The 22,471-nt window shown below is 66.3% G+C and carries 19 protein-coding genes; 7 read left to right on the top strand and 12 right to left on the bottom strand.

What is annotated here, in order from left to right:
- Positions 1-114 precede the first annotated feature (114 nt).
- From PQU89_RS09145 to PQU89_RS09100, 10 genes are all read right to left on the bottom strand, one after another.
- Positions 115-1,011, bottom strand: a complete 897-nt coding sequence (locus PQU89_RS09145; protein WP_272765543.1) for an aldo/keto reductase — start codon at positions 1,009-1,011, stop codon at positions 115-117.
- Positions 1,011-2,120, bottom strand: coding sequence for an ABC transporter ATP-binding protein (locus PQU89_RS09140; protein ID WP_272765542.1), 1,110 nt, complete (start codon positions 2,118-2,120; stop codon positions 1,011-1,013). Before PQU89_RS09140 ends, PQU89_RS09145 begins: the two co-directional genes overlap by 1 nt.
- A gap of 3 nt (positions 2,121-2,123) precedes the next feature.
- Positions 2,124-2,981 (bottom strand): carbohydrate ABC transporter permease, encoded by an 858-nt coding sequence (locus tag PQU89_RS09135; protein WP_272765541.1) that lies wholly within the window; start codon positions 2,979-2,981, stop codon positions 2,124-2,126.
- Complete coding sequence (locus PQU89_RS09130) at positions 2,974-3,876, bottom strand: carbohydrate ABC transporter permease (RefSeq protein ID WP_272765540.1); 903 nt, start codon at positions 3,874-3,876, stop codon at positions 2,974-2,976. Before PQU89_RS09130 ends, PQU89_RS09135 begins: the two co-directional genes overlap by 8 nt.
- Positions 3,877-3,985: 109 nt before the next feature.
- Complete coding sequence (locus tag PQU89_RS09125) at positions 3,986-5,230, bottom strand: ABC transporter substrate-binding protein (RefSeq protein WP_272765539.1); 1,245 nt, start codon at positions 5,228-5,230, stop codon at positions 3,986-3,988.
- Between the two features lie 303 nt (positions 5,231-5,533).
- A complete protein-coding gene (locus tag PQU89_RS09120) occupies positions 5,534-6,958 on the bottom strand; it encodes a sensor histidine kinase (RefSeq protein ID WP_272765538.1) in 1,425 nt (474 codons plus the stop codon).
- 11 nt (positions 6,959-6,969) lie between these two features.
- Positions 6,970-7,653 (bottom strand): response regulator transcription factor, encoded by a 684-nt coding sequence (locus PQU89_RS09115; protein WP_272765537.1) that lies wholly within the window; start codon positions 7,651-7,653, stop codon positions 6,970-6,972.
- 199 nt (positions 7,654-7,852) lie between these two features.
- The gene (locus tag PQU89_RS09110; RefSeq protein ID WP_272765536.1) at positions 7,853-9,136 is read right to left on the bottom strand and encodes a TRAP transporter large permease; all 1,284 of its coding nucleotides are present in this window, start codon (positions 9,134-9,136) and stop codon (positions 7,853-7,855) included.
- Positions 9,133-9,744, bottom strand: a complete 612-nt coding sequence (locus PQU89_RS09105) for a TRAP transporter small permease (RefSeq protein WP_272765535.1) — start codon at positions 9,742-9,744, stop codon at positions 9,133-9,135. Before PQU89_RS09105 ends, PQU89_RS09110 begins: the two co-directional genes overlap by 4 nt.
- A 69-nt stretch (positions 9,745-9,813) precedes the next feature.
- Positions 9,814-10,806: a DctP family TRAP transporter solute-binding subunit gene (locus PQU89_RS09100; RefSeq protein WP_272765534.1), complete on the bottom strand. Its 993-nt coding sequence runs from the start codon at positions 10,804-10,806 to the stop codon at positions 9,814-9,816.
- 364 nt (positions 10,807-11,170) lie between these two features.
- Here PQU89_RS09100 and PQU89_RS09095 point away from each other — a divergent pair, with 364 nt between their 5' ends.
- A complete protein-coding gene (locus PQU89_RS09095) occupies positions 11,171-12,064 on the top strand; it encodes a LysR family transcriptional regulator (protein WP_272765533.1) in 894 nt (297 codons plus the stop codon).
- A gap of 111 nt (positions 12,065-12,175) precedes the next feature.
- Positions 12,176-13,273 carry a 4-oxalomesaconate tautomerase gene (locus tag PQU89_RS09090; RefSeq protein ID WP_272765532.1) on the top strand — a complete coding sequence of 366 codons (1,098 nt, stop codon included), beginning with the start codon at positions 12,176-12,178 and terminating at the stop codon, positions 13,271-13,273.
- A 139-nt stretch (positions 13,274-13,412) separates the two neighbouring features.
- Here PQU89_RS09090 and PQU89_RS09085 read toward each other — a convergent pair whose 3' ends face one another.
- Together PQU89_RS09085 and edd are read right to left on the bottom strand one after the other, a co-directional pair.
- A complete protein-coding gene (locus PQU89_RS09085) occupies positions 13,413-14,039 on the bottom strand; it encodes a bifunctional 4-hydroxy-2-oxoglutarate aldolase/2-dehydro-3-deoxy-phosphogluconate aldolase (RefSeq protein WP_120810283.1) in 627 nt (208 codons plus the stop codon).
- 131 nt (positions 14,040-14,170) lie between these two features.
- The gene (edd, locus tag PQU89_RS09080; protein ID WP_272765531.1) at positions 14,171-16,009 is read right to left on the bottom strand and encodes a phosphogluconate dehydratase; all 1,839 of its coding nucleotides are present in this window, start codon (positions 16,007-16,009) and stop codon (positions 14,171-14,173) included.
- Between the two features lie 253 nt (positions 16,010-16,262).
- Here edd and zwf point away from each other — a divergent pair, with 253 nt between their 5' ends.
- The 5 genes from zwf to pgi all read left to right on the top strand — a co-directional run bounded on the left by zwf (position 16,263) and on the right by pgi (position 22,179).
- Positions 16,263-17,735, top strand: coding sequence for a glucose-6-phosphate dehydrogenase (zwf, locus tag PQU89_RS09075; RefSeq protein ID WP_272765530.1), 1,473 nt, complete (start codon positions 16,263-16,265; stop codon positions 17,733-17,735).
- A gap of 266 nt (positions 17,736-18,001) precedes the next feature.
- Positions 18,002-18,679, top strand: a complete 678-nt coding sequence (gene pgl / locus PQU89_RS09070) for a 6-phosphogluconolactonase (RefSeq protein WP_272765528.1) — start codon at positions 18,002-18,004, stop codon at positions 18,677-18,679.
- Entirely contained in the window at positions 18,660-19,646 is a 987-nt protein-coding gene (locus tag PQU89_RS09065) for a glucokinase (RefSeq protein ID WP_272765527.1), read from the top strand. Before pgl ends, PQU89_RS09065 begins: the two co-directional genes overlap by 20 nt.
- On the top strand, positions 19,639-20,490 hold the full coding sequence (gene hexR, locus PQU89_RS09060; protein WP_272765526.1) for a transcriptional regulator HexR: 852 nt from the start codon (positions 19,639-19,641) through the stop codon (positions 20,488-20,490). Before PQU89_RS09065 ends, hexR begins: the two co-directional genes overlap by 8 nt.
- Positions 20,491-20,532: 42 nt before the next feature.
- Positions 20,533-22,179, top strand: a complete 1,647-nt coding sequence (gene pgi, locus PQU89_RS09055) for a glucose-6-phosphate isomerase (RefSeq protein WP_272765525.1) — start codon at positions 20,533-20,535, stop codon at positions 22,177-22,179.
- Positions 22,180-22,471: the final 292 nt, after the last annotated feature.

Genomic DNA, 22,471 nt, shown 5'->3' with positions numbered 1-22,471 from the left:
CGCTGGCGGGGGACTTGTGGCCAGGGTTGGCCGCATGAAAACAGCGGCCCGCGGGCCGCCGTGCTGAGGAAAAGGGTATGGTCGGGCGCCGTGGCCGTGGCGACTGCCGCCGGCTCAGGCCACTTCGTGGCCCTGCGCCGCCTGCAGCAGCGCGAACCAGTCCTGTCGTGCCAGCGTCAGCCGGCAGGCGGCCGCGGCGTCGTCGAGTGCGGACAGCTGGCGCGAGCCGACGATGGGCAGCGGCCGGCACGGGTGGCGCAGCAGCCACGCCAGCGCGATGGTGGCGGCGCTGACCGCGTACACCCCGGCCAGGCGCTGCAGTTCTGCCGCCAGCGCCGGCTTGGCGGCAGCGTCGAACAGGCGGCCGCCGGCCAGCGGCGACCACAGCATCGGGCGCACGCCCAGCTGCTGGCACTGGTCGAACGTGCCGTCGATGAGCGGATCGAGATGCAGCAGCGAGGCCTCGATCTGGTTGGTTACCAGTGGCGTGCGCGACGCCAGCAGCGCGTACTGCGCCGGCGTGAAGTTGGACACGCCGAAGTGCAGTACCTTGCCGGCCTCGCGCAGGCGGGCGAAGGTTTCCGCCACCTCGTCGGCGTCCATGAGCGGGTCCGGGCGATGGATCAGCAGCAGGTCCAGATGGTCGCTGCCCAGATGCTGCAGCGAGGCGTGCACGCTGGCGGTGATGTGCGCCGCCGAGCTGTCGTAGTGCTTCAGCCGCCAGCCGCGCGCCGCGTCCGGCGGCTTGATGCCGCACTTGCTGACCAGCTGGATGTCGTCGCGCCGCGACGGGTTGGCCTTCAGCCAGCGGCCGAACAGCGCCTCGCAGCGGAAGCCGCCGTACAGGTCGGCGTGGTCGAAGCTGGTGATGCCCAGCGCGATGGCGTGTTCCACCCACGCCGCCAGCGCCGCGTCGTCGAAACCCCACTCGTCCAGCCGCCAGACGCCGGCCGCTACCGGTGACAGCAGCGGCCCGTCTGCGGCCAACCTTTGCAAGGTCAGCCGGCTCATTACACGATCCGCGCTTCGGTTGCCGGGTCGAACAGCACCGCCTTGGACACGTCGAACACCAGGTCCATGCTCTCGCCCGGGTACTTGGCCTCGGTCGGGTGGGTGCGGCAGCAGACCTTGGTGTTGTTCAGCGACACGAATACCAGCGTGTCCGGGCCGGTCGGCTCGATCACGTCGATGTGGCAGGCCATCACCGGCAGTCCCTCGCGGTAGGCTGTGCGCGCGTCGGTGATCTGTTCCGGACGGATGCCGAAGATCACTTCCTTGCCCACAAACGCGGCCAGCTTCGCCTTGTCGTGCGGCAGCGGCAGCACCACGCAGCCGTTGTCGTCGCAGATCTTGACGCCGATGTCGCTGCCGGACTGCACCACGGTGGCCGGGATGAAGTTCATCGACGGCGAGCCGATGAAGCCGGCGACGAACAGGTTGGCCGGGTTGTCGTAGATGTCCTGCGGGCTGCCGAACTGCTGCACGATGCCGTCCTTCATCACCGCGATCTTGTCGCCCAGCGTCATCGCTTCAATTTGATCATGCGTCACGTAGACGATGGTCGATTTCAGGCGCTGGTGCATCAGCTTGATCTCGGTACGCATCTCGACGCGCAGCTTGGCGTCGAGGTTGGACAGCGGCTCGTCGAACAGGAAGATCGCCGGGTTGCGCGCCAGGGCGCGCCCCATCGCCACCCGCTGGCGCTGACCGCCGGACATCTGCCCCGGCTTGCGCTCCAAGAGGTGGGTGATCTGCAGCATCTCGGCCACGCGCTTGACGGTGGCGTCGATGTCGGCCTTAGGCGTCTTGCGGATTTCCAGGCCGAAGCTGATGTTCTCGCGCACCGTCATCGACGGGTACAGCGCGTAGCTCTGGAACACCATGGCGATGTCGCGGTCCTTGGGCGACAGCTCGTTGACGCGCTTGTTGCCGATGGCGATGTCGCCGCTGGAGATGTCGTCCAGGCCGGCGATCATGTTCAGCAGTGTGGACTTGCCGCAGCCGGAGGGACCGACCAGGATCAGGAACTCGCCGTCCTCGATGGCGATGTTGATGCCCTTGAGCACGTCGGTGCCGTTGGCGTAGGTCTTGCACACGTTATTGATGGAAAGCGCTGCCATTTCTTAACCTTTCACGGCACCGGCTGTCAGGCCACGCACGAAGTAGCGGCCGGCAACCATGTAAACGAACAGGGTAGGCAGCGCGGCGATGATCGCCGCGGCCATGTCCACGTTGTATTCCTTCACCCCGGTGGAGGTGTTGACCAGATTGTTCAGCGCCACCGTGATCGGCTGCGATTCGCCGGAGGCGAACACCACGCCGAACAGGAAGTCGTTCCAGATCTGGGTGAACTGCCAGATGACGCAGACCACGAAGATCGGGCCGGAGATCGGCAGCAGGATGCGGAAGAAGATGGTCCAGAAGCCAGCGCCGTCGATGCGCGCCGCCTTCACCAGCTCGTCCGGCACCGTGATGTAGAAGTTGCGGAAGAACAGGGTGGTGAACGCGGTGCCGTACACCACGTGCACCAGCACCAGCCCGGCGGTGGTATTGGCCAGTCCGAGCAGGCCCAGCAGTTGCGCCATCGGCAGCAGCACCACCTGGAACGGGATGAAGCAGCCGACCAGCAGCATGGTGAACAGCGCGTCGGAACCGCGGAAGCGCCACATCGACACCACGTAGCCGTTGACGGCGCCCAGCAGAGTGGAGATCGCCACCGCCGGCAGCGTCATCTTGATCGAGTTCCAGAAGAAGCCCTGCATGCCGTTGCATTCGACACCGGTACAGGCTTCGGCCCACGCCTTGCTCCAGGCGCCGCCCTGCCACAGCTGCGGCAGCGCCAGCATATTGCCCTCGCGGATGTCGTCCAGGCTCTTGAACGAGGTGGTCAGCATCACGTACAGCGGCAGCAGGTAGTAGATGGCCATCAGGAGCAGCGCGGCGTAAACCAGCGCGCGGCCAACGGTGAGGTTCTTAAACACGTTTGGCACTCCTTGTTTCCATATACATCAGCGGCACCAGCACGGCGACGATGGTGATGAGCATCATCATCGCGGAGGCGGCACCCACCCCCAGCTGGCCACGGGTAAAGGCGAACTGGTACATGAAGATCGCCGGCACGTCGGACGAATTGCCGGGGCCGCCGCCGGTCAGCGCCATCACCAGGTCAAAGCTCTTGATGGCGATGTGCGACAGGATCAGCAGCACGCTGAAGAACACCGGGCGCAGGCTGGGGATCAGGATGCGGCGGTAAATGGTGGGCAGGCTGGCGCCGTCGACCTGTGCCGCCTTGATGATGGAGTCGTCGATGCCGCGCAGGCCGGCGAGGAACAGCGCCATCACGAAACCGGACGACTGCCACACGCCGGCGATGACCACGGTGTAGATCGCCATGTCCGGATTGACCAGCCAGTCGAAGGTGAAGTCGGTGAAGCCGAGGTCGACCACCACCTTCTGCAGCCCCATGTCGGGGTTGAGCATCCACTTCCACGCGGTGCCGGTGACCACGAAGGACAGTGCCATCGGGTACAGGTAGACGGTGCGCAGTGCGCCTTCGGCGCGGATTTTCTGGTCCAGCAGCACCGCCATCAGCAGGCCGACCAGCAGGCAGAACAGGATGAACAGGCCGCCGAAAATGCCAAGGTTGGCCGCAGCGGTCCACCAGCGCTCGTTTTCGAACAGCGCCTGGTATTGCACGAAGCCGGCCCACTCGTAGCGCGGCATCAGGCGGGACTCGGTAAACGAGAGCCAGCCGGTCCAGGCGATGAAGCCATAGACGAAGATCAGGCTGGCAGCCAGCGTCGGCGACAGCACCAGCTTGGGCAGCCAGCGGTCGGCCAGCGCGTGCAGGCTGCCTTGGGATGAAGATCCGGACATGATGATTCCTTGCTGTCTCGGTACAAAAACACGGGGCCGGTCCGCCCGCCTCGGGCGGACCGGTCAGACCGGCGGCGGGGGGCCGCCGGTGCCGCGGATCACACGCTACTTAGCGCACTGCGCCGGCACGGGCCAGACGTTCGGTGGCCTGTTGCGCGGTCATGCTCGAGTTCATGAACTGCGAGATCACGTCCACCATCGCGCCTTCGGTGGCGGACGGCATCGCCATCTTGTGGGCGAAGCTCGGTACCAGCTTGTTGCCCTTGGAGGCGGCGCTCATGTCGAAGCTGGACTTCTTGGCGCAGTCGTCAAACTTGGCCATCGGCGTGTCGAGACGGGCCGGGATCGAGCCCTTGTTGAGGTTGAACACTTCCTGGAACGCCGGGCTCATCACCGTGGCGGCCAGCTTGGCCTGGGCCTGTACCGCGGCCGGGTTTTTCTGCTGGAACATGGCCAGGCTGTCGATGTTGAAGGTGAACGCGTTCTGGGTGCCCGGTGCGTCGGTGCAGATGAAGTCCTTGCCCGGTACCTTGCCGGCAGCGGTGAATTCACCCTTCGCCCAGTCGCCCATGAACTGCATGCCGGCCTTGCCGTTGATCACCATGGCGGTGGCCAGGTTCCAGTCGCGGCCGGCGGCGCCCTTGTCGATGTAGGTTTTCACCTTGCCCAGCGTTTCGAACACCTTGACGGTGGTCGGGCCGGCGAGGGTGGCCTTGTCCAGTTTCACGAACGCCTTGTTGTAGTAGTCGGCACCGCCGACGCCCAGCGCCACCGATTCAAACAGGGTGGCGTCCTGCCATGGCTGGCCGCCGTGGGCGATAGGCTGGATGCCGGCCTTTTTCAGCTTGTCGGCGGCGGCAAAGAATTCCGGCCAGGTCTTCGGCACCGTGGCGCCGGCCTTCTTGAACGCTTCCGGGTTGGCCCACAGCCAGTTGACGCGGTGCACGTTGACCGGCGCGGCCACGTACTTGCCCTTGTACTTCATCACGCGGCTGACCACCGGCGGCAGCTGCTTGTCCCAGTTGCCTGCACGGGCTACGGCGTCGATATCGGCCAGCACGCCTTCGGCACCCCACTCCTGGATCGCCGGGCCCTTGATCTGGGCGGCGGTCGGCGGGTTGCCGGACACCACGCGCGTTTTCAGCGCGGTCATCGCGTTGTCACCGCCGCCACCGGCAACGGCAAAATCCTTCCACGTCACGCCCTGGGCGCTCATCATCTTCTTCAGTTCGGCGACGGATTTGGCTTCGCCACCGGAGGTCCACCAGTGCAGGACTTCCACGTCGGCGGCCTGGGCGGCAACAGGGAACAGGCTGGCTGCCAGCACGGCCGCGCTCAGACGTTTCAGTTTCATAACTCTCTCCTTCTGTGTTGTGATGTCCGCACGGATTTTTTTGTAATGCGGATAACGGTGTCCCGGCAGCAGGGCGCCCAAATCGGGGCGGCCGCACAGGATTGACTGCACTATAGCGGGCAACCGTAAGTTTTGTGTAAGGATTGGGAGGGTATGGCGTAAGGAAATGGGGCGTGGGTCATGCACCGCGTCATGACATTTGAGAAAAGCTTGCTTTTGCTGGATGAAATGGTTGCTGCGCTGCACCAAAAAGCGGCGCTGTAGTGTGTCAACTACACTACGCGCCGTGGCGGCGGCGCCGTTCTAGTGCGGCAACAACGCGAAATCGACGCTGGCAACCAGGCCATGCGGCAGATTGTCGGACAGCACGATGCGGGTGTGATGGCGGCGCGCGATTTCCTGCACGATGGCGAGGCCGAGGCCGCAGCCCTTGCCCTGGCCTTCGGCACGGCCGCGGTAGAAGCGGGCGAACACCTGCTCGCGCTCGCGCTCGGGAATGCCCGGGCCGTTGTCGCACACCTGCAGTGTCACCGTGCCGGCGGTGCGCGTCAGCTTGACGGTGACCTCGCCGCCGGGCGGCGTGTACTGGATGGCGTTGTCGATCAGGTTGGCCAGCAGCTCGCGCAGCAGGCCGCCGTGACCGGTGACCGGCAGCGCATCGTCGGCCGCCTCCAGCCCGAGGTCGATATCGCGCGCCAGCGCCAGCGGCACCGCCTCGCTGGTGACCTCGCGCGCCAGCTGGCGCAGGTCCAGCGTCGCCAGCTGCAGCCCGGCCTCCGGCTCGGCGCGTGCCAGCGCCAGCAGCTGGTTGATCAGGCGGATGGAGCGCGCGACGCTGGTTTCCACCTGCAGCAGCTGGCGGCTGGCGCTGGCGACATCGGGCGGTGTAGCGGCCAGCTCGGCGCGCACCAGCTCGCTCTGCGACTTCAGCCCCGCCAGCGGCGTGCGCAGCTGGTGCGCGGCGTCGGCGATGAAGCGGCGCTGCTGCGCCACCTGGCCGTCGACCTCGTGCAGCAGCTCGTTGATGGCACGCGCCAGCGCGCGCACCTCGGACGGCGCGTTGTCGATCTCGATCGGCGCCAGGTCGCGCGGCGAGCGGTTTTCCACGCTGCGGCGCAGGTGGCGCAGCGGCGACAGGCCACGGCTGATACCGGCCCACACCAGCACGCTGGTCAGCAGCATCACCGCCAGCAGCGGCAGCCCCATGTCGCGCAGGATCTTGCGCGCCAGCTCGGCGTTCAGCGCCCGGCTTTTCGCCACCTGCACCAGCATCAGCTCCGGCCGGTCCGGGGTGCCGGCCGGCAGGTACAGCGCGGCGACGCGTACCTCCAGCCGCTTGATGCGGCCATCGTAGAAGAAGGTTTCCCCCGGCTTGCGCTGCAGGCTGGCCGGCGGTCGCGGCATCGCCGGTTCGCCGAGTAGGAAGGCCTCCGGCGGCGAGCTGACCATGTAGTAGATGCGGTCGTCCGGGTCCTGCTCCAGGATCTCGCGCGCCGCCTGCGGGAAGTCGATGTAGAAGCCGTTGCCGAACGGTTTCACCTGCCGCGCCAGCGCGCGCGAGGACTTGGCCAGCGAGCGGTCGATCACCTCGCCGGCGTAGCTCATCGCCATGCTGTGCGCCAGGAAGGCGGCGCCCAACCACAGCACCAGCTGCGGCAGCAGTAGCCACAGCAGCAGCTGGCGGCGCAGCGACAGCTGGCGGGGGCGAGCGGCGGGCGGTGTCAGCATGCGGCCAACCTTCAGGCGCCGGTGTCGAGCCGGGCCAGCAGGTAGCCCAGCCCGCGCACCGCGCGGATGCCGACGCCGCTGCCGTCCAGCTTCTTGCGCAGGCGGTGCACGTACACCTCCACCGCGTTGGCGCCGACTTCCTCGCCGTCGCCAGACAGCTCGCCGGCGATCTGCTCCTTGGTGACCACGCGGTCGGCATGGGCCATCAGGATGTCGAGTAGCTGCAGCTCGCGCGCCGACAACTCCAGCGCCTGCTGGTCGGCCCACGCGCGCTGCCCGCCGCGGTCCAGCCGCAGGCGGCCGAAGTGCAGCTCGTCGCGCACGTTGTCGACGACGCGGTGGCGGCGCAGCAGCGCGCGGATGCGCGCCTCCAGCTCCGGGAATTCGAAGGGCTTGACCAGGTAGTCGTCGGCGCCGGCGTCCAGCCCGGCGACGCGGTCCTCCATGCTGTCCAGCGCGGTCAGCAGCAGGATGGGCAGCGCCGGCCGGTGCACGCGCACGTTGCGCAGCACCTGCAGGCCGTCGAGGCCGGGCAGGCCGATATCGAGGATCACCGCGTCGAACGGCTCGGCCAGCAATTGCTGCTGCGCGGCGAGGCCGTCGGCGGCGTGGCTGACGCTGAAGCCGAGCTGGCCCAGGCGGGTGAGCAGGGCATCGGCGAGGACGGCGTCGTCTTCGGCTAGAAACAGTTTCATGGCGGGGTCCGGCTGCGGGCTGAGACAAGCCATGATGTTAGAAGCTCGCGCCGGCTTTGGCGAGGGGAAAGGTTGGCCGCAAGCGCCAGCGGGTGGGCGGGACGGGCAGGGGAGGGCCGGATGCTGGCGGTGCGGGCGGTTTTCCGGTAGCCGCCGGGCAGCGGTACCGGAAAACCGGGAACGACATCGGTGCGAGCCGTTACATCATGCCCAGAGTCCTGGGCAACCACAGCGAGATCAGCGGCACGTAGGTGACCAGCACCAGGAAGGCGAGCATGGTCAGCAGCCATGGCCATACCGCTACGGTCAGCTCGGTGATGCCCATCTTGGTGATGCCGGAGGCGACGTACAGGTTCAGCCCTACCGGTGGGTGGCACATGCCGACTTCCATGTTGACCACGATCAGGATGCCGAAGTGCACCGGATCGATGCCCAGCGCCACCGCCACCGGGAACAGGATGGGCGCGAAGATCAGCACGATGGACGCCGGTTCCATCACGTTACCGGCCAGTAGCAGGATGATGTTCACCACCAGCAGGAAGGCGATCGGGCCGAGGCCGGCGTCGATCAGCCAGCCGGCCATCGCCTGCGGGATGCCTTCGCTGGTCATCAGGAACGAGAACAGTACCGCGTTGGTGATGATGTAGAGCAGCATCGCCGACATGCTGGCCGAATCGAGCAGCACCTTGGGCACCTGCTTCAGCGTCAGGTCCTTGTACACGAACACGGCGACGATGAAGGCGTACACCGCCGACATCGCGGCTGCCTCGGTCGGGGTGAAGATGCCGGTGTAGATGCCGCCGATCACCACCACGATCAGGAACAGGCCCCACATCGATTCGCGGAAAGCGTGCAGGCGCTGGCGGAACGAGGCCTTGGGCAGGCGCGGGTAGCCGAACTTGCGCGCCCGGTACCAGGTGGTGAGGCCGAGGAAGGTGGCCAGCATCAGTCCCGGAATCACGCCGGCCATGAACAGCTGACCGACCGAGGTGTTGGTGGCCACCGAGTACATCACCATCGCAATCGACGGCGGGATCAGGATGCCCAGCGCGCCCGAGGTGGTGATGATACCGGCGCCGAAGTCACGCGGGAAGCCCTGCTTCACCATTGCCGGCAGCAGGATGGAGCCGATGGCGACCACGCAGGCTGGGCTGGAGCCGGACACCGCGGCAAACAGTGCGCAGGCGATCACGCCGGCGAGGCCGAGGCCGCCGTGCCAGTGGCCGACCATGGACGAGGCGAAGTTGATCATGCGCCTGGCCACCCCGCCGTGAGTGAGGAAGTTGCCGGCGAGGATGAAGAACGGGATCGCCATGATCTCGAACTTCTCGATGCCGGTGAACAGCTTCAGCGCCACCGCCTCGATCGGGACTTCGGTCATGGTGAACAGGAAGGTCAGCACGGTGAGGCCGAGCGAGATGGAGATCGGCATGCCGGTCAGCATCAGCACCAGCAGCAGGGTGAAAATGATGAGGGCGCTCATGGCTTGCCTCCTTTATTGCTTACATCGTGCGGATGCAGGTTGTCGTCCAGTGCGTACCAGTTGCTGTCTTCGGCGACGTCGTCCATGCCTTCGACGTGGGTGTGGTCGTGTTTCGGCAGCTCACCGGTCTTGAGGAAGTTGACCATGACCTGCAGGAAGCGGAAGCACATCAGGTACGAGCCACAGGGCACGGCGAGGTAAACCAGCCACATCGGGATTTCCAGATCCACCGAGGTCTGGTCGGTATGGGCGATTTCCCAGACAAAGGTGGCACCGAGGGTGCCGACGATGCCGGTGAACAGTGCGCCGGCCAAGAGGCCGATGACGATGAAACGGCTGCGGTTGTGGTCGGACAGCTTGTTGATCAGCACGTCGACGCCGACGTGGATGCCGGTACGCACGCCGTAGGCGGCACCGAACTTGGCCATCCATACGAACAGGTAGATGGTCAGTTCCTGCGCCCACGACATGTGGATGTCGCCGAGCAGGGGTTGCAGCAGGCTGATGCCGCTGCCGTAGCGGTGGGCGACGGCAAAAAAGGTGATCAGCGTCGCGGCGGCCATCAGGGTGGCGATCAGCCACTCTTCAAGATGATCCAGAAATTTCACGTGAGTCTCCGCAAAGGTAGGGAATCAAAAGAGGGGCGCACCCCTCTTGTACGCATGCGGTGTCGCCGCTTATTTGGCGACGGCAGCCTTGACCGAATTGATCATGGCCATGCCGATACGGGGTGCAATCTCGTTTTGTACCGATTGCATGGTGCTGACCCACTGTGCCTTTTCTGCCGGTGTCGGGTCGTAGAACTGGATCTTGCCGGAGGCCTTCATCCTGGCATAAGCCAGCGCAGTGTCTTTCTCGGCAACCTGATCGTTGTAAAGGGTGGCGTCTTTCATCGCACTTTCCAGAATGCTGCGGATGTCCGGCGGCAGCTTGTCCCAGAACGGCTTGTTCACCACGACCGCGTAGCCGCTGTAGGAGTGCTTGGTGTTGACGGCATACTTCTGCACTTCGTACTGCTTCTGGGTGTAGAGGTTGGAGATGTTGCTGTCGCCACCGTCCACCACGCCGGTCTGCATCGCCTGATACACCTCACCCAGCGACATGGTCTGCGGCATGGCGCCGACCGACTGCACGATGGCCTGGTTGACCTTGGAGGAGTTGATGCGGATCTTCAGCCCCTTCATGTCGGCTGGCGTGCGCAGCGGCTTGTTGGCACTGAACACGCGGAAACCGTTGTCCCAGAAGGCCAGCCCTTTCATGCTGCGGGCCTCCAGCTTTTGCAGCAGGCTCTGGCCGACCGGGCCGCGGGTGACCTTGTGCACCTGCTCTTCGTTCATGAACAGGTAAGGCACGTCGAAGACCTCGAATTCCTTCAGCCCCATCGGGCCAAACTTGCTGGTGGTCGGCGCCAGCATCTGCACCGAGCCCATCTGCAGCGCTTCCAGCTCTTCCTTGTCCTTGTACAGCTGGCTGTTGGGGTAGATCACTACCTTGACGCGGCCCTTGGTGCGCTCTTCCGCCAGCTTCTTGAAGTACTCCGCCGCCTGGCCTTTCGGGGTGTCGGTGGCGACGACGTGGCTGAACTTGATCTGGATCGGATCGGCGGCAATGGCGGCGGTGGCGGTGCCCAGCAGGACGGCGGCAGCGATGGGGGTAAGCAGATGCTTCATGGTGTTCTCTCCTGTTATGTCGGGATGGTCAGGTGGCTGGCGCCGCTCGCGGCATCGCGCTTGGCTGACGATCTGACTTTATTGTGGTGATGAATCGGTATTTTGTTAAATGCATTATTGTCTGTGATTGATTACTTTTGCTCATCAGTTTGGCCGGCTGCGGCGCTGTCCAGACTACGGTGCCGCACGGCGCCAGGGTGGTGCGCGGCAAAAAAAAACGCCACCGGGCGGTGGCGTCGAAACTGGGAGTCGGCTGCCGCCGCTGGCGGACGGCTGGCGCAGGCGGCGGCAGCGACGGCGCAGTTTGTGCGGTCGCCATTTTGCAGTAAAGTAAATTTATCTTGCTGATCTATGAGAATTTGTCATGAAAATCGACACCATCGGCGTGCAGGCCTTCATCGCCATCGCCGAAAGCGGCAGCTTCCAGACCGCGGCGGAAAGCCTGTTCCTGTCGCAGGCCGGCATTACCCGCCGGCTGCAGAACCTGGAGGACTACCTGGGGGTGAAGCTGATCGAGCGCACCACCCGTTCGGTGGCGCTGACCAAGGTCGGCGAGGAATTCCTGCCGCACGCCAAGCGCCTGCTCAGTGAGCTGGCGTCGTCGCTGACCGAGATTCGAGACACCGGCCGCCTCAAGCGCGGCAGCGTCACCATCGCCTGCGTGCCGACGGTGGGGGTGCGCTTCCTGCCACGCATCATCCAGGCCTACTCCGCGCTGTACCCGGACAACCACATCAAGATCCTCGATCACACCTCGGCCGGCGTCTCCAGCGCCGTGCTGCAGCGCGAGGCCGAGTTCGGCATCACCATTGCCGATTCGCACCACGCCGAGCTGAACAGCGTGCCGCTGTTGCAGGATGAATTCGCGCTGGTGTGCCGCGACGATCACCCGCTGAGCCGGCACGAGGCCTTGCAGTGGAAGGACCTGGAGCCGTACCCGCTGATTTCCATCGGCCAGCTCAGCGGCAACCGCCCGCTGCTGGACCGCGCGCTGGAGGAGCAGGACGTGGTGATCCAGTCGCTGTACGAGGTGCAGCGGGTGTCCACCGCGCTGGGGCTGGTGGCGGAAGGGGTCGGTGCGGCAGTGCTGCCGCGGCTGGCGCTGCAAAGCGACGCCTACCCGCGCATCCGCGTGCTGCGCCTGACCGGGCCGGTGATCGCGCGCGGGCTGGTGCTGATCTCGCGCAAGACCGCGGAATTCTCGCCGGCGGCGGAGGCGCTGTACCAGATGGTGCGCCGCCATCAGCACAGCGACTGAGGCGGCAATTAATGATCAAAGCGCAATAATTCAGGATATAAATTCATTTCTCTTGAGGGCGGCGGATGCACAGAATGGAAAGCGAGATCAATTTTCTGTCCGAGGCGTTCCATGCTGATTCCCATTCCCTGCGTCGTGATGCGCGGTGGTACCTCCAAGGGCCCGTTCTTCCTGCTCGACGACCTGCCGCACGACGAAGCCACGCGCAACCGGGTGTTGCTGGCCGCGATGGGCTCGCCTGACCGGCGCCAGATTGACGGCCTCGGTGGCGGCGACAGCCTGACCAGCAAGGTGGTGATGGTCAGCAAATCCGCACGCCCCGGCATCGACGTCGAGTACCTGTTCGCGCAGGTGTCGATCGACAGTGAAACGGTGGATACCTCGCCCAACTGCGGCAATATGCTGGCCGGGGTGGCGCCATTTGCCATCGAGCACGGCCTGGTCGCCGCCGGGATGCCAACGACGCGGGTCTGCGTCTTCAACCGCAACACCGGCAAGGTGGTGGAGGCGGTGGTGCAGACCCCCGGCGGCAAGGTCAACTACGAGGGCGACGTCCACATCGACGGCGTGCCCGGCAGCGGCGCGCCGATCCTGCTCAACTTCCTCGACGCCGCCGGCGCCAAGACCGGGCGCCTGCTGCCCACCGGTCGGGTGCAGGACGTGATCGATGGCGTGGCGGTGTCCTGCGTCGATTTTTCCACACCGATCGTGTTCATCGCCGCCGAGTCGCTCGGCAAGAGCGGCTACGAGAGCAAGGCGCAACTGGACGGCGACGGCGCCCTGCTGGCGCGGCTGGAGACGATCCGGCTGCAGGCGGCGCAGCGGATGGGCATGGGCGATGTGCGCGGCAAGGTACTGCCCAAGCTGGTGTTGCTGGCCAGACCGGCACACGGCGGCCAGATCAGCTCGCGCTACTTCGTGCCGTGGAACTGCCACGCCGCGCACGCGGTGACCGGCGCACTGTGTGTCGCCGCCGCCTGCAGCATCCCCGGCACCATCGCCGCGGCCCTGGTGCAGCCCGACGCCGGGCAGCCGGGGCTGATCGGCATCGAGCACCCGTCCGGGCGGCTGGATACCCGGGTACAGATCGACGGCAGCGACGGCGACGGCCTGCCGCTGATCCGCAGCGCCGGGGTGGTGCGTACCGCCAAGCCCATCGTGTCCGGCGTGGTGTACGTGCCGGGCAGCGCCTGGCAGGCCACCGCCTAGCGTCATCGTTTCCACGCTCCCACTCTCCTCTTGCCCCGTCACCCGACGGGGCTTTTTTCGTGGTGGGCGGCCATAAAAAAAGGGCTTGCCGGGGAGAGTCGGCAAGCCCTTGTGAAAAACGGGAGAGCAAGTCTGCGGCTTAGCGCACCGCCAGCGCGCTGGCCTGTTGTGCCAGCGCGGTGATGCGCGCCCAGTCCTGGGCGGCGATGGCGTCGTCCGGGGTCAGCCAGCTGCCGCCGACGCACAGCACGTTGGGCAGCGCCAGGTAGTTCGGCGCGCTGTTGATGTCGATGCCGCCGGTGGGGCAGAAGCGCAGCTCCGGCAGCGGGCCGGCCAGCGCCTTCAGCAGCTTGATGCCGCCGACCGCCTCGGCCGGGAACAGCTTGAGGATGTTGAAGCCTTCGTCCTGCGCGTGCATCGCCTCGGACGGGGTGGCCACGCCGGGGATGAAGGGCACGCCGGACGCGCGCGCGGCGGCGGCCAGCTCCGGGGTCAGGCCGGGGCTGATGCCGAACTGGGCGCCGGCGTCGAGCGCGGCTTCCAGGTGGGCGCGGGTGCGAACGGTACCGGCGCCGACGATGGCATCCGGCACTTCGTCGCGGATGCGGCGCATCGCCGCCAGTGCGGCCTTGGTGCGCAGCGTGATTTCCAGGGTGCGGATGCCGCCGGCGACCAGCGCGCGGGCGAGATCGACCGCGACCGCGGCGTCGTTGACTACGATCACCGGCATTACCGGGCCTTGGCGTAGCAGAGTCAGTGCGTCCATCTATCTATCCTTTTCGATTGCCACAGAAACCACAGAAGCACACAGAAAGTGTCGGCGCGGCTGGCGCGCTGCCCGCTGCTGCCGGTGTTGTCCGGGCGCGGCTTCCGTGTTTTCCGTGGCGAAAAATACGTTTACTGCTTGCTCCACAGCGGATGGGCGAAGGTCATCGCGCCTTCCTCGGCGGTGGTGGCCTGCTGGCGCATGCCGGCGAACAGGTCGCGGCCGACGCCGTGCTGGTGCGGTTCAAGGTTGGCCGCAACGTGTTCGCGCGCCGCCCATTCCGCCGCCGGCACCAGGATGCTCAGCTCGCCGCTGTTGGCATCCAGCCGTACCAGGTCGCCGTTCCGTACCTTGCCGATGTCGCCGCCGAGCAGCGCTTCCGGCGACACGTGGATGGCGGCCGGCACTTTGCCGGAGGCGCCGGACATGCGGCCGTCGGTGACCAGCGCCACCTTGAAGCCGCGTTCCTGCAGCACGCCCAGCGGCGGCGTCAGCTTGTGCAGCTCCGGCATGCCGTTGGCGCGCGGACCCTGGAAGCGGATCACCGCGATGAAGTCCTTTTCCAGCTCGCCACGCTTGAAGGCGGCCAAGAGTTCGTTCTGGTCGTGGAACACCACCGCCGGCGCTTCCACCACGCGGTGTTCCGGCTTCACGGCGGAGACCTTGATCACCGCGCGGCCGATGTTGCCGGTCAGCACCTTCAGGCCGCCGTCGTGCGAGAACGGCTTGGCCGCGGTGCGCAGCACGCCGTCGTCGCCGCTGGTCGCCGGCGCCGCGCGCCAGGCCAGCTTGCCGTCGTCCAGCCACGCTTCGCTGGTGTGCGCGCGCAGCCCCTTGCCCATCACGGTGGTGACGTCGTCGTGCAGCAGGCCGGCATCCAGCAGCTCGCGGATCACGAAGCCCATGCCGCCGGCGGCGTGGAAGTGGTTCACGTCGGCCTTGCCGTTGGGGTAGGCGCGCACGATCAGCGGCACCACCGCGGACAGCTCGTCGAAGTCGTCCCAGTTGATGTCGATACCTGCAGCGCGGGCGATGGCATTGATGTGCAGGGTGTGGTTGGTGGAGCCGCCGGTGGCGAGCAGGCCGACGATGCCGTTGACGATGGCTTTCTCGTCGATGACGTCGCAAATCGGGGTGAAGCGCGGGCCCTGCGCGCTGATCTCGGCGGCGACACGGGCGGCGTGGCGGGTCAGCGCCTCGCGCAGCGGGGTATTCGGATTGACGAAGGCGGCGCCCGGCAGGTGCAGGCCCATGATCTCCATCAGCATCTGGTTGGAGTTGGCGGTGCCGTAGAAGGTGCAGGTGCCGGGGCCGTGGTAGGACGCCGATTCCGATTCCAGCAGCGCGTCGCGGCCAACCTTGCCCTCGGCAAACAGCTGGCGCACCTTGGCCTTGTCGTCGTTGGAGATGCCGGTGGTCATCGGCCCGGCCGGCACGAACAGCGCCGGCAGGTGGCCGAAGGACAGCGCGCCGATCAACAGGCCCGGCACGATCTTGTCGCAGACGCCGAGGTATAGCGCGGCGTCGAACATCTGGTGGGAGAGGGCGATGGCGGTGCTCATCGCGATCACGTCGCGCGAGAACAGCGACAGCTCCATGCCCTCGAAGCCCTGTGTCACGCCGTCGCACATCGCCGGCACGCCGCCGGCCACCTGCGCGGTGGCGCCGGCCTTCAGCGCCTCGTCCTTCAGCAGTGCCGGGAAGGTCTCCAGCGGCTGGTGCGCGGACAGCATGTCGTTATAGGAGGTGACGATGGCCAGGTTGGGGCGCACCGACTCTTTCAGGTGAATCTTGATCCCGTCCGGCATCGCGGCGAAGGCGTGCGCCTGGTTGGTACAGGACAGGTGGGCGCGCTCGACCTTGCCCTGACGCACGGCGGCGTGGGCCTGGGCCAGATAAGCGGCGCGGGTGGCGCGGCTACGCTCGATGATGCGCTGGGTAACGGCAGCAAGAACGGGATGCAGACTCATTGGTGTAGGCCCTGATTGGTGTGTCTGAATGGTAGTTTTACTACAGTATGTTGGCAAGGTGTTACGCGATAAAAAAGCGGATTCCGGCGCCTGCGATGCCTTTAAATCCATATAAATCAGTTGTTTGATGGCGTGTTGGCGATCGGCAACAGTGGGGTGTGTCAATCTGACTGGCTACGTTTTCACGTAGACAAGTTGTTTTCGTTTGGTAATATAACTACATCACAACCCACTGTGCGAGAGAACAATCAGGATGGAGAACACAAACCTGCACACCCCGGCATTCGACATGGTGCTGTTCGGGGGTACCGGCGATCTGGTGATGCGCAAACTGCTGCCGTCGCTGTACCAGGCGCACGCCGCCGGCCTGCTGCACGATGAGGGCCGCCTGCTGGCGCTGGGCCGCCGCGACATGAGCCGCGACGACTATCTGGCGATGGTGGAAAAGAGCGCGCGCGTCCACATCAAGGAGGGCTTCTCCGATGCCGCCTGGACCGGCTTTCTCGCACGGGTGGAATACCTGACGGTCGACGCCGCCACGCCGGAGCACTATCCGCGCCTGGCCGCGGCGCTGCAGCAGGGCGGGGAGCGGGTGACGGTGTGCTACCTCGCCACCGCGCCGGACCTGTTCGAGGGCATCTGCGACAACCTGGCCGCCGTCGGCCTCAACCACGAGCGCGTGCGCGTGGTGCTGGAGAAGCCGCTGGGCCACGACCTGGAGTCGTCGCACGAGATCAACGAAGCGGTGGCCCGCCACTTCAGGGAAGAGCAGCTGTACCGTATCGACCACTACCTGGGCAAGGAATCGGTGCAGAACCTGCTGTCGATCCGCTTCGCCAACGCGCTGTTCGAGCCGCTGTGGCGCCGCGAGTGGATCCACGACGTGCAGATCACCATCGCCGAGGACCTCGGCGTTGGCACCCGCGGCGACTTCTACGACAACACCGGCGCGCTGCGCGACATGGTGCAGAACCACCTGCTGCAGCTGCTGTGCATCGTGGCGATGGAGCCGCCGGCCAACCTCGGCGCAGACGCGGTGCGCGACGAGAAGCTGAAGGTGCTGAAGGCGCTGCGCCCGTTTACGGAGCAGGACGTCGCCAACAAGACGGTGCGCGCGCAGTACAAGGCCGGCGCCGTCGGCGGCCAGCCGGTGGTCGGCTACCTGCAGGAGCAGGGCATCCCCGCCGCCAGCCACACCGAGACCTTCGTCGCCATCAAGGCCGAGATCGACAACTGGCGCTGGGCCGGCGTGCCGTTCTTCCTGCGCACCGGCAAGCGCATGCAGGAACGGGTGGCTGAGATCGTGATCAATTTCCGCGACGTGCCGCACCAGCTGTTCCCCAGCCCGCTGGGGCTGAACACCGCCAACCGGCTGGTGATCCGCCTGCAGCCGGAAGAAAGCATCCGCCTGTACTTCCTGGCCAAGGAGCCGGGCGATACCCAGCGCCTGCAGCCGGTGCACCTGAACCTCGATTTCCACGAGTCGTTCAAGGTGCGCCGCGCCGACGCCTACGAGCGCCTGCTGCTGGACGTGATCCGCGGCAAGCTGGCGCTGTTCATGCGCCGCGACGAGCTGGTGGAAGCGTGGCGCTGGGTGGAACCGATCATGGACAACTGGGCGCGCAGCACCACGCCGCCCAAGCAGTACACCGCCGGCAGCTGGGGCCCGGCCGCCTCCAGCGCACTGCTGAGCCGCGACGGCATCAGCTGGCACGAGGAGTGTTAAGAACCTGTTCAAGGCCTCGCGAGCTAGAGCGAGACAAGGCGAAAACGGCTGAGGAAGCGGAATTGACATGGGGTCAATGAGCATTCCGAAGGCGTTTTCAACGCGGTATCGCCGAAGCGCAGCAGACATTGAACAGGTTCTAAATCCGGACTGGCGGCCGGCCTTCAAGGTTGGCCGCATGAACGGTGGCGACACCCCGCCGCCGGCGCATTGACACAACAAGACGCGCGGCAACACAGCCGCGCGCAGGCAACGGAGACACAGAGATGATGTTCCACGCTTTCGAATCGCAAGCGGCGGCGGCCGAGGTGCTCGCCCGCCGCGTCGCCGCCGACCTCGCCGCCGTCATCGGCCGCCGCGGTCACGCGGTGCTGGCGGTGTCCGGCGGCCGCTCGCCGGTGCCCTTCCTGCAGGCGCTGTCCGCCGAGGTGCTGGACTGGTCGCGCGTCTGCGTCACCCTGGTCGACGAGCGCGTGGTCGCGCCCGATCACGCCGACAGCAACGCGGCGCTGGTGCGCGATCACCTGCTGCAGGGCGGCGCCGCCGACGCCGCATTCCGGCCGCTGGTGAGCACGGCGGCCAACGTTGACGCCGAGCTGGCGCAGGCCGCGGCGCAGTGGCAGACCCCGGACGTGGTGGTGCTGGGCATGGGCGACGACGGCCATACCGCGTCGCTGTTCCCCGACGCCGCCAACCTTGCCGCCGGCCTCGATCCGGCCAATCCGGCAGCGCTGCTGGCGGTGGCGCCACCCGAGGCGCCGCACACCCGCATCAGCATGACGCTGGCCGAGATCCTGCGCAGCGGCAAGCTGTATCTGGCGATTGCCGGTGACAACAAGCGGCGGGTGCTGGAACATGCCAGCCGCACGCTGAGCGCGGCACAGCCGGTCAGCCATCTACTGCAACAAACGGAGAACCCGCTTCATGTCTACTGGGCAGCCTAATCCTTTCCCGCGTCTGTTGGCCGACATCGGCGGCACCAACGCCCGCTTCGCGCTGGAAACCGCACCCGGGGTGCTGGAAGACATCGACGTGTTGCCGTGCAAGGACTACCCGACGCTGGTCGACGCCATCCGCAGCTATCTGGAACACGCCGCCACCCGCGCCGTGCACCACGCCGCCATCGGCATCGCCAACCCGGTCACCGGCGACTACGTGCAGATGACCAACCACCACTGGGCGTTCTCGATCGAGGCTACCCGCCAGGAGCTGGGCTTTAGCACGCTGCTGCTGCTCAACGACTTCACCGCGCTGGCGATGTCGCTGCCCTTCCTGCCGGCCGACGAGCTGGTGCAGGTCGGTGGCGGCGAGCCGCGCCACGGCGCCAAGGCGCTGATCGGCGCCGGCACCGGCCTCGGCGTCTCCGGCCTGCTGCCGCACGGCGGCGGCTGGGTGGCGATCGCCGGCGAGGGCGGCCACGTCGCCTTCGCCCCCGGCAACGAGGAAGAAGTGGCGCTGTGGCGCTACGCGCAGCGCCGTTTCGGCGAGCATGTCTCCGCCGAGCGCTTCCTGTCCGGCCCCGGGCTGGAACTGATCTACGACGCGCTGGCCGAGGCAGATGGCGAAGCCGCCGGCCAGTTGCCGGCGGCGGCGATCAGCGAGCGCGGCCTGTCCGGCAGCTGCCCGCGCTGCGCGCAGACGCTGGCGCTGTTCTGCGGCATGCTCGGCAACGCCGCGGCCAACCTGGCGGTGACGCTGGGCGCGGTCGGCGGCGTCTACATCGGTGGCGGCATCGTGCCGCGCTTTGGCGAACTGTTCGCGCACTCGCCGTTTCGCGCCCGCTTCGAGGCCAAGGGCCGCTTCCGCGACTACACCCGCGCCCTGCCGGTGTACGTGATCCACAGCGCCTACCCGGCGCTGACCGGGGTGCAGGCCGCGCTGCGCGAACATCTGGGAGAACGTGATGCTTGAGAAAATCCGTGCCGAGCTGGATACCCTGTCCGGTGCCGAACGTCGCGTCGCCGAGCAGGTGCTGGCGCAGCCGTATACCGTGATGCAGTCGGCGGTGTCCGACATCGCCGCCAGCGCCGGCGTCAGCCAGCCGACGGTGATCCGCTTCTGCCGCAGCATGGGCTTTAGCGGCCTGTCCGACTTCAAGCTCAAGCTGGCCGGCACCCTGGTCGGCGGCGTGCCCTACGTGCACTCCAGCGTGCGCCCGGAAGACCCGGTGTCGGAGATCACCGCCAAGGTATTCGACAACACCGTCACCGCGCTGCTCAAGTGCCGCAACGAGGTCAACCCGCAGGCGGTGGACGAGGCGGTGGAGCTGCTGGCCCACGCCCGCCGCATCGAGTTCTATGGCCTCGGCAACTCCGGCATCATCGCCGCCGACGCGCAGCACAAGTTCTTCCGCTTCGGCATCCCCACCGTCGCCTACGCCGACAGCCACATCCAGATCATGGCCGCCTCGGTGCTGACCCCGGACGACGTGCTGGTCACCATCTCCAGCTCCGGCCGCTCGCGCGAGCTGATGGACGCGGTGGATGTGGCACTGGCCAACGGCGCCAAGGTGATTGCCATCACCGTGCCGGACACGCCACTGGCGGCGCGCGCCACGGTGACGCTGGCGGTGGATTCACCGGAAGACAGCGAGACCTATAGCCCGATGCTGTCGCGTATCCTGCATCTGGTGCTGATCGACATCCTCACCGTCGGCGTCGCGCTCAAGCGCGGCCCCGGCCTCGTGACGCAACTGGAAAAAGCCAAACGCAGCCTGAGGCAAAAACGGCTGCGCAGTGAACACGACGACGAATGAGCCGCCCCAAGGTTGGCCGCAACTAACACACCCGGAGAAAACATGAGCACGCTGACCCAGCTTCCCGCCTGGCACGCCCTGTGGGATCACTTCAACGAAGCCAAAAACCTGCACATGCGCGAGCTGTTCGACAGCGATCCTGCGCGTGCCGAACGCTACTCACTGGAAGTGGGCGGCCTGTTCCTGGACTACTCCAAAAACCGCATCACCGACACCTCGCTGCAGGGACTGATGGCGCTGGCGCGCGAAGCCGGGCTGCCGGCCCGCATCAAGGCGATGTTCAAGGGCGAGAAGATCAACCGCACCGAGAACCGTGCCGCGCTGCACGTGGCACTGCGCAACCGCACCAACTCGCCGATCCTGGTCGACGGCGAGGACGTGATGCCGAAGGTGAACTCGGTGCTGGCGCGCATGGGCAAGTTCGCGCACGCGGTGCGTTCCGGCGAGTGGCTGGGCTACACCCACCAGCCGATCACCGACATCGTCAACATCGGCATCGGCGGCTCCGACCTCGGCTCGCTGATGGTCTGTAGCGCGCTGAAGCCCTTCGGCCACCCGCGCATGAACATGCACTTCGTGTCCAACGTCGACGGCGCGCAGCTGAAGGAAACGCTGAAGAAGGTGCACCCGGAGACCACGCTGTTCGTGGTGGAATCGAAGACCTTCACCACCCAGGAAACGCTGACCAACGCGCTGACCGCGCGCGACTGGTTCGTGGCGCGCGCCCGCGACGAAAAAGCCGTGGCTAAGCACTTCGTGGCGGTGTCCACCAACAAGAAAGCCGTTGCCGACTTCGGCATCGACCCGGCCAATATGTTCGAGTTCTGGGACTGGGTCGGCGGCCGCTACAGCCTGTGGTCGGCGATCGGGCTGCCGATCATGCTGTACCTGGGCGAGGAGAACTTCACCGAGCTGCTCAACGGCGCCCACATCATGGACCAGCACTTCGCCAACGCGCCGTTCGAGCAGAACATGCCGGTGCTCTTGGCGATGATCGGCATCTGGTACATCAACTACTACGGCGGCGGCAGCCATGTGATCGCGCCGTACGACCAGTACCTGCACCGGCTGCCGGCCTTCATCCAGCAGCTGGACATGGAGTCCAACGGCAAGCAGACCATGCTCGACGGCAATCCGGTGGATTTCGAGACCGCGCCGATCATCTGGGGCGAGACCGGCATCAACGGCCAGCACGCGTTCTTCCAGCTCTTGCACCAGGGCACCCACATTTCGCCGATCGACCTGATCTGCTCGCTGCAGAACAGCTCCAGCCTGCCCGGCCACCACGAGATCCTGCTCGCCAACGTGTTCGCGCAGGCGGAGGCGTTCATGCGCGGCAAGACCGCGGAAGAGGCGCGCGCCGAGCTGGAGGCGCAGGGGCTGAAGGGCGCGGCGCTGGAGGCGCTGGTGCCGCACAAGGTGTTCGCCGGCAACCGCCCGACCAACACCCTGCTGATGGATAGACTCGACCCGCGCAACCTCGGCTCGCTGATCGCCGCCTACGAGCACAAGATCTTCGTGCAGGGCGTGATCTGGCACATCAACAGCTTCGACCAGTGGGGGGTGGAGCTGGGCAAGCAGCTGGCCAAGACCATTCACGCCGAGCTGGCCGGCAAGCTGAAGTCGGCGCCGCACGACAGCTCGACCAAGGCGCTGATCGAGCGCTACCGCCGCGCCAATGCGCAGTAAAGCGCCCGCCGCCAGCCGGCCGCAGCCACATCAACCGGAGCCTAGTGCTCCGGTTTTTTTATGGCCGCACCGGATGCGGGGCTAGGGAAAGCCGCAATGCGGAACTCCCCAATGGTGGAGCCGGCGGTGGCGGCACTAGCATGCCCTTCCCGCCAAGGCCGCCGTGTCGTGGCGGCTTCATGACAATGGCCGAAGATGCCGGCGCAAGGTGATGACGTTGGCCGCAAGGGGCGGCGCGCGGCGGCCGGCAAGCCGCAATATTACCAAGCCGCTGTCAGCGCTTTGTAAGGTC

Source organism: Vogesella indigofera (assembly GCF_028548395.1).
In the GTDB taxonomy this organism is placed as follows: domain Bacteria; phylum Pseudomonadota; class Gammaproteobacteria; order Burkholderiales; family Chromobacteriaceae; genus Vogesella; species Vogesella indigofera_A.
The sequence above is the reverse complement of the archived record's forward strand: the minus strand, read 5'-3'. Positions and strand labels throughout refer to the sequence as shown.

What these genes read in the sequence shown, in the direction of transcription:
- PQU89_RS09095 (WP_272765533.1), top strand. Translation starts at nt 11,171, where the DNA reads ATGAAAATCGACACCATCGGCGTGCAGGCCTTCATCGCCATCGCCGAA.
- PQU89_RS09100 (WP_272765534.1), bottom strand. Translation starts at nt 10,806, where the DNA reads ATGAAGCATCTGCTTACCCCCATCGCTGCCGCCGTCCTGCTGGGCACC.
- PQU89_RS09115 (WP_272765537.1), bottom strand. Translation starts at nt 7,653, where the DNA reads ATGAAACTGTTTCTAGCCGAAGACGACGCCGTCCTCGCCGATGCCCTG.
- PQU89_RS09090 (WP_272765532.1), top strand. Translation starts at nt 12,176, where the DNA reads ATGCTGATTCCCATTCCCTGCGTCGTGATGCGCGGTGGTACCTCCAAG.
- PQU89_RS09120 (WP_272765538.1), bottom strand. Translation starts at nt 6,958, where the DNA reads ATGCTGACACCGCCCGCCGCTCGCCCCCGCCAGCTGTCGCTGCGCCGC.
- hexR (WP_272765526.1), top strand. Translation starts at nt 19,639, where the DNA reads ATGCTTGAGAAAATCCGTGCCGAGCTGGATACCCTGTCCGGTGCCGAA.
- PQU89_RS09065 (WP_272765527.1), top strand. Translation starts at nt 18,660, where the DNA reads ATGTCTACTGGGCAGCCTAATCCTTTCCCGCGTCTGTTGGCCGACATC.
- edd (WP_272765531.1), bottom strand. Translation starts at nt 16,009, where the DNA reads ATGAGTCTGCATCCCGTTCTTGCTGCCGTTACCCAGCGCATCATCGAG.
- PQU89_RS09145 (WP_272765543.1), bottom strand. Translation starts at nt 1,011, where the DNA reads ATGAGCCGGCTGACCTTGCAAAGGTTGGCCGCAGACGGGCCGCTGCTG.
- PQU89_RS09110 (WP_272765536.1), bottom strand. Translation starts at nt 9,136, where the DNA reads ATGAGCGCCCTCATCATTTTCACCCTGCTGCTGGTGCTGATGCTGACC.
- pgl (WP_272765528.1), top strand. Translation starts at nt 18,002, where the DNA reads ATGATGTTCCACGCTTTCGAATCGCAAGCGGCGGCGGCCGAGGTGCTC.
- PQU89_RS09125 (WP_272765539.1), bottom strand. Translation starts at nt 5,230, where the DNA reads ATGAAACTGAAACGTCTGAGCGCGGCCGTGCTGGCAGCCAGCCTGTTC.
- PQU89_RS09140 (WP_272765542.1), bottom strand. Translation starts at nt 2,120, where the DNA reads ATGGCAGCGCTTTCCATCAATAACGTGTGCAAGACCTACGCCAACGGC.
- PQU89_RS09130 (WP_272765540.1), bottom strand. Translation starts at nt 3,876, where the DNA reads ATGTCCGGATCTTCATCCCAAGGCAGCCTGCACGCGCTGGCCGACCGC.
- PQU89_RS09085 (WP_120810283.1), bottom strand. Translation starts at nt 14,039, where the DNA reads ATGGACGCACTGACTCTGCTACGCCAAGGCCCGGTAATGCCGGTGATC.
- pgi (WP_272765525.1), top strand. Translation starts at nt 20,533, where the DNA reads ATGAGCACGCTGACCCAGCTTCCCGCCTGGCACGCCCTGTGGGATCAC.
- zwf (WP_272765530.1), top strand. Translation starts at nt 16,263, where the DNA reads ATGGAGAACACAAACCTGCACACCCCGGCATTCGACATGGTGCTGTTC.